The organism is Endozoicomonas sp. ALE010 (assembly GCF_049310165.1).
In the GTDB taxonomy this organism is placed as follows: domain Bacteria; phylum Pseudomonadota; class Gammaproteobacteria; order Pseudomonadales; family Endozoicomonadaceae; genus Endozoicomonas.
In genome coordinates, this window is the sequence record NZ_JBLYNV010000121.1 from 1 (window position 1) to 6,126 (window position 6,126).

A 6,126-nucleotide genomic window follows, 5' to 3' on the forward strand; every position below is an offset into this window, starting at 1 on the left:
CATAAAGGCGGAAGTCGCCGAGCAGTTGCCACAGTATTTTATCAACCACACACTGGATAGTGACCTGCAAGAAGAGATCATTACCCAGGTGACGCTGGGCAGTTTGGGGTCACTGAATGGCAAGGCAGTACCTGCCGGGCAACGAGAGGCGGAAATAGCGGCGCGGCTGCAAACCGAAGTGGAGGAGTTTGTTCAGACTGCGGTTTAATGAAGGGTTGTTAAGCTCGCTGGCTGCAAAAGCACAAGCGGCCTGCCTTTTCCGGGCAGCGGGTGGCGGGAAGCGGGCAGCGCTTACTGAAATGTCGAAGTTATTAAATGACAGTTCCTAAGTACAAATTTCTAACTGGTTTAAGCTGGATGAAATGTTTGATTCCAGGGCTCTTTCTGCAACATCCTCTGATCGGGAAAAACCTGCAAATCCTGATAGATACTCAAAGTAAAGCTGCTGTACTATACGTTTTTTGTAATTTGGTGATACGACAGTTCACCGTCTTACTCAGCAATCATTGAATGAAAGGTTTTGCATGTACTTTCGACGTTCCCCTGTTTCCATGACTGTCTTTGCTGCCCTGGTTTCTGTCAGTGGTCTGACCTCCGCTGCTACGATTGACCTCCGGGTTGTTGAAACAACCGACCTTCACGCCAATGTCATGGATTTTGATTATTACAAGGGCAAGCCCACCGAACAGTTTGGACTTGCCCGTGTCGCAACACTGGTCAAACAGGCCCGTGCCGAAGTTGAAAACAGTGTTCTGGTAGACAATGGCGATCTGTTGCAGGGCTCGCCAATGGGCGATTACATGGCCGACAAAGGCCTTGAGCAAGGGGATATGCACCCGGTCTACAAAGCTATGAACCTGCTCGACTATGACGTAGGCAATATTGGTAACCACGAGTTCAATTACGGTCTGGACTTTCTGAATGAAGCCATTAATGATGCCCGCTTCCCCTATATAAGCGCTAACGTGGTGGATGCCAAAACCGGCAAAAACCTCTACCAGCCTTATCTCATCAAGAGCCAGCAGTTTAAGGATTCCGATGGCAAGCTGCAGACCGTTAAGGTTGGCTACATCGGTTTTGTACCACCACAGATCATGCAGTGGGACCGTAAACATCTCGAAGGAAAAGTGGTCGCTTTCGACATTGTTGAGTCTGCAAAAAAGTTCGTTCCACAAATGAAAGCCGAAGGTGCTGATATTATCATTGCCATTCCACACTCCGGCATGAGCAGCGAGCCCTACAAAGCCATGGCGGAAAACTCCACCTACTACCTTTCTCAGGTAGAAGGCATTGATGCCCTCATGTTTGGCCACTCCCACGCCGTTTTTCCGGCAGAGGCTTATGCTGAGATCCCCGGCGTAGATGTGGAAAAAGGGACGATCAACGGCGTACCCGCGGTTATGCCAGGTCGCTGGGGCAGCCATCTGGGGCTGGTTGATTTGAAACTGGACAACCGCAGTGGCAAATGGGAAGTGGTTGATGCCAGGGCAACCACACGCGCTATTTTTAATACCAGGACCAATACCTCCAAGGCTAAGTCTTACAGGGACATAGTTAACATCATCAAAAAAGAGCACCTGGGCACCCTGGAATTTGTTAACCAGCCTATTGGCAAGGCTTCTGATCAGATGTACAGCTATCTGGCACTGGTGCAGGACGACCCCACCGTGCAGATCGTGAACAATGCGCAGATAGATTACGTTGAGCGCTTTATCCAGGGCGATCCTGATCTGGAAGGTATTCCTGTTATCTCCGCTGCTGCCCCTTTCAAAGCCGGTGGTCGTAAAAATGATCCGGCTGGCTACACCGAGGTGGAAGCAGGTACCCTGACCTTCCGTAATGCTGCCGACCTGTACCTCTATCCCAATACACTGGTTGCTCTGAAAGTCACCGGAAAAGAGGTGAAAAACTGGCTGGAGCGCTCCGCAGGTCAGTTCAATCAGATCAATCCTGAAAGTACCGAGCCACAACCGCTGCTGAACTGGGATGGTTTCCAGACCTACAACTTTGACGTGATGGATGGGGTTGATTATCAGATTGATGTGACCCAGCCCGCCCGTTTTGATGCAAACGGTATTCAGGTAAACGACTCTCACCGTATCATCAACCTGACTTACCAGGGTAAGCCGGTGAAAGCGGACCAGGCATTTATTATTGCTACCAATAACTATCGCGCTTATGGCGGTGGTAACTTTGCCGGAACGGGGGATAAGTTTGTCGCGTTTGCTTCTCCTGATGAAAACCGTACGGTTCTTTCTGCGTATATTACGGCTCAGACCAAAAAGAACGGTCAGGTGATACCAGGTGCTGACAACAACTGGCGTCTGGCACCCATCAGGTCAGACAAAAAACTGAACATTACCTTTGAAACCGGTAACTCCAAAAGCGCAGAAAGTTTCATTGCAAAACGGGCAGCTTATCCCTTGCAAAAGCAGGGGCAGGATGAAACAGGTTTTGCGGTGTACCAGATTGATCTGAGCAAGTGACACTCCCCGCACTCCCGGCCCTGCCGGGCGTGTTTTCGCTCAATAACGTAATAGCAATTCCACCTTCTAAACATGAACTTCGCAGCCATTTTGAACAGCTGTATCTTTGCCAAGCTTCCTTTTGTACTCATTGTACTCAGCGCTGCGTTTCCTGACGGGCCTGGCGAAATCGGGATCATTCTGGTAGCGCTCTTTTTGGCGCGCCCTTTGGCTTGTCCTTTTGCGCTCGGCGAAATCAGGATCATTCTGGTAGCGCTTCCTTTGGTGCTCCCTGTTGCGCTCCCTTTCGCGCTCGGCGTAAGCGGGATCTTTGCGAAGCTTTCTCATGCTCTCCCTATGGCGCTCCCTTTTGCTCTGCCTTTGGCGCTCAATCATTGAAGAGTGATCATCAACAATTTCTGTTGCCTGGGTCGTTTGGTTATCACTTGTAGTTTGGTTCAGGTTTAGCGGGCTAACTACAGTATATGATCGTAAATATTGTGGTTTAGAGAGTAAGTCAGGAAGATTAGTTAATGGATAATCTGGATTCGAATGGCTCGCTGGTGTTGGCTCCCTAATTTCAGGATCACTCCCTGATAAGCATATCTGCTGAATAAGAGGAATTTTTGGTCTTGATGATGGTTCATCGGGTTTATCAGGTTTCCAGGGTACATATTCATCAAGAACTGATTGTGGTATTTCAGGAATACCAGTGCAAAAACAGTCTGCTGTCTCTAAAAGTGTTAGAGGTTTAATGTTATGTTTAATCAATGAATTAACAGGATCAGCGTTATTTTTGGCTATATCTGAATGGTTATGGTAAACAGGAAAAGAAGTATCCAGCGTCTGTACAGACATTCCTTGATATGTCGGGGATTGTTCGCTGGCATCAAATCGATATGTTTGTTCTATTAAATCTAATGAGTCGGAACAAAGTTCGTCAAAAGCAAGATCGGATAAAGGTAAGCTACTAAAGAAATCCATTGAATTACTGGATTGTTGAATTGTTGAATTACAGCTTAAGACTACTCTTTCTTATAAAAGTTCCTTCCTAACACAAAACATTCAATATTTCAGTGAAACCTGTTATCAAAGGCTGATCAGATATTCAGGAACGTGGTTCTAACTGGCATCCCGTGATTTTTCCGTCAGCCGGTAGACAATTGACCAGTCCAGCGGCTTTTTGAAAAATGGATCCTTGCTGTTTTCCAGGAAAGCCCGGCGCAGGCTGTGGTAATCATAGTGATCGTTATCAAAGACAACCATGTGGTCTGTTTTGTCCAGGCAGAACGGACATTCCCTGATCCGCGCAACCATTCTGGGCTGGAGCTGCTCAAAAGCTGGAATGGCCAGGTTGCGCAGGTATTTTTGCCAGGGTCCCCATGTTCTCAGGAAGTCTTCCAGGGCATCTTCAGTACAGTGTCGTTCGATATCCATGGCGGCCTGGTTAATATGCCACGGGTAAACCCGGCTACAGGCTCTGAACAGCATGTCCCGAGTTGCGCCCGGCAGGTTAAAGCGCTTGCGCAAACCAATCTGATAAGCCAGCTCTACTTCAATCGGACTGACGAAATTCATGGTGTTTATATGACGTCTGGCAATCTCTTTCACCGCATCCAGAATCATCATTTGCCGACCCAGGGCGCGCAATTCTTCGGGGTCGCTGTGCTGCTGCATAGCCATGGTTTCTGCTGATCTGGTCAGCTCCAGTGTTTCCAGGTCATCCAGAGCCAGAATAACCCGGTCGTCACAAGTGCTGGTGGCATGGTGTATGCGCATCAGGGCGTTTTCCTGAATCTCTTGATTACTGCTGAGCAGCGATATGACCCCTAACACCCGCTGGGCCAGAATTGGTCGTGTTATGAGGTTCTGGTAATCCGCAGTACCGGTCAGGCGTTGCAGATAATAAATCAGGCTTTGCATCTGATCAGGCCGCAAATCCAGTGTTGGGGGGGATGTGCCAGACTGTGCAAGATTCTCCCAAAATATAAAAGCCTCTTCAAACGTATCAAATGTGTGCTCTGGCACCCCCTCCGGGTCAGATACATAAAATTGCATGCCTTCTGGTTGTTCATGTTGAAGGCGGGCGATTTGCGCTGCCGACAACCCGGTATTTTCCAGATAAACCTTGCGTAGACGCAATTCCTGACCGTCCGTCCTCCAGCCCAGTTCTGTAATCCAGTGAGGCAGGGCGGTCAGGCTAACGCAGCCAGAGAGATCAAGATCGCCACCGAGCTTGATCCTGGCAGGCAGTTCACTCAGGTTGGTGCAATCTTTCAGGATGAGGTCGCCACCTATTTCCAGTCGAGTATCTGACGCTATTCTCAGTTCAGTGCAACCTTCAAGGATAAGGTTTCGGCCTACCTTGAGGGTTTGTGGCAGCCACTCCAGATTGGTACAACCCTTAAGGTATAGATTTTCCGGTATGTTCATACCATTGGGCAGTTCCCGGAGACTGGTGCAGTTAATAAGGCTAAGGGTCGCCAGTACCGAGAGATTTTCCGGCAGTTTTTGCAGATTGTAACAATCGTTAAGAAACAGGCTGCGCCTGACAATCAGGTCATCGGGCAAATATTTAAGTCCGGTGCAACCGTTGAGCAGAAGGTTCTCCCCCACAAAGAAATTTGTCGGTAAAGTTTCCAGGCTATGGCATTCGTTAAGCTCAGCACTCAGTCCTACGGTAAGGTTTTCAGGCAGAGCCCTGAGGCTGGAGCAAGCCTTAAGGAAGAGGGTCCGCCCCACGAAGAAGTTTTGCGGTAACTCAGGCAGTTGGCTGAAATCCTCAAAATCAACACTGAAGAGCACGTACAGGTGTTTCGGAACAGCCTGAATCCTGCTGCGCTGGGACCGGCTGAGAGTGGGAAACAGGTCGCCATTAATTTTATAGCAGAGGTTATCGGAAACATTACCCTTCTTCATCAACCGGATCATTTCGGCCGGGTCGGTCTCCCGGACTTTAATGACTGAGAATTTCGATAAAAGTTTAACGTTATGTGGGAACAGTGCATCAATGGACAATGAATCGCGGCGTATAAGATTTTCTGGCACTGGGCCGTTAGCGTCAGTACCCGGACATTGCGTCGTTTCATTTACACTCGTACCAATATTGTGTGCAGGGAGATTGCCCGGTGATGTTACGTTCATATCATCATTTTATGGCTGTGAGTAATGTATAAGGATCACAACTGATTGATGAAGTTCACTTTTTCTTGCCGCTGCCCAAGGACTTGAAAACTTTTGTCTACCGGCCGTTGTCCTTTTAGCAAAATATTATGCCAGGCTCTCAGATAGTGAAGTTATCACCATCGACGTAGTTGTTCGTACAAGGGCTCCCAAGAGTAGAGTCTTCAATGGAGAAGCAGACTATGGTTACTGCGCTGCCAGGAAAAAGCACTTGTATGGCTTTCAGGGGCATTTGCTGGTTGAAGCACGGGCATACCAGTAGGATTCACCCTTACTGCAAAAATGATACGGACAGGCGGTGCCAGGTGGGTATGAGAAGCCAACCGCCAGCCCCCTCATCAAGCGCAGGGAGAGGGCCGGGTGGATGTTGCCATTATGAAGATTTCCCTAGGAGCCTGTCCGAGAATAGACTACCCTACTGCGGTGGCAGCAAATTGGTCTAAAAAGTCGGAAATTTTTAGCAAATAGAACCACTATT

The 6,126-nt window shown here is 48.6% G+C and carries 4 protein-coding genes; 2 read left to right on the top strand and 2 right to left on the bottom strand.

The window, feature by feature from the left end; translation table 11 throughout:
• Both ACO6UY_RS23725 and ACO6UY_RS23730 read left to right on the top strand, forming a co-directional pair.
• On the top strand, positions 1-208 hold a 208-nt coding region (locus ACO6UY_RS23725), incomplete at its 5' end, for a hypothetical protein (protein ID WP_422491512.1).
• A 316-nt stretch (positions 209-524) separates the two neighbouring features.
• Positions 525-2,486 (top strand): bifunctional 2',3'-cyclic-nucleotide 2'-phosphodiesterase/3'-nucleotidase, encoded by a 1,962-nt coding sequence (locus ACO6UY_RS23730; RefSeq protein WP_422462771.1) that lies wholly within the window; start codon positions 525-527, stop codon positions 2,484-2,486.
• Between the two features lie 66 nt (positions 2,487-2,552).
• Here the strand turns inward: ACO6UY_RS23730 and ACO6UY_RS23735 are convergent, their stop codons facing one another.
• Positions 2,553-3,449, bottom strand: a complete 897-nt coding sequence (locus tag ACO6UY_RS23735) for a hypothetical protein (RefSeq protein WP_422448621.1) — start codon at positions 3,447-3,449, stop codon at positions 2,553-2,555.
• A gap of 138 nt (positions 3,450-3,587) precedes the next feature.
• Positions 3,588-5,609 carry an NEL-type E3 ubiquitin ligase domain-containing protein gene (locus ACO6UY_RS23740; RefSeq protein ID WP_422462769.1) on the bottom strand — a complete coding sequence of 674 codons (2,022 nt, stop codon included), beginning with the start codon at positions 5,607-5,609 and terminating at the stop codon, positions 3,588-3,590.
• Between the last annotated feature and the right edge of the window lie 517 nt (positions 5,610-6,126).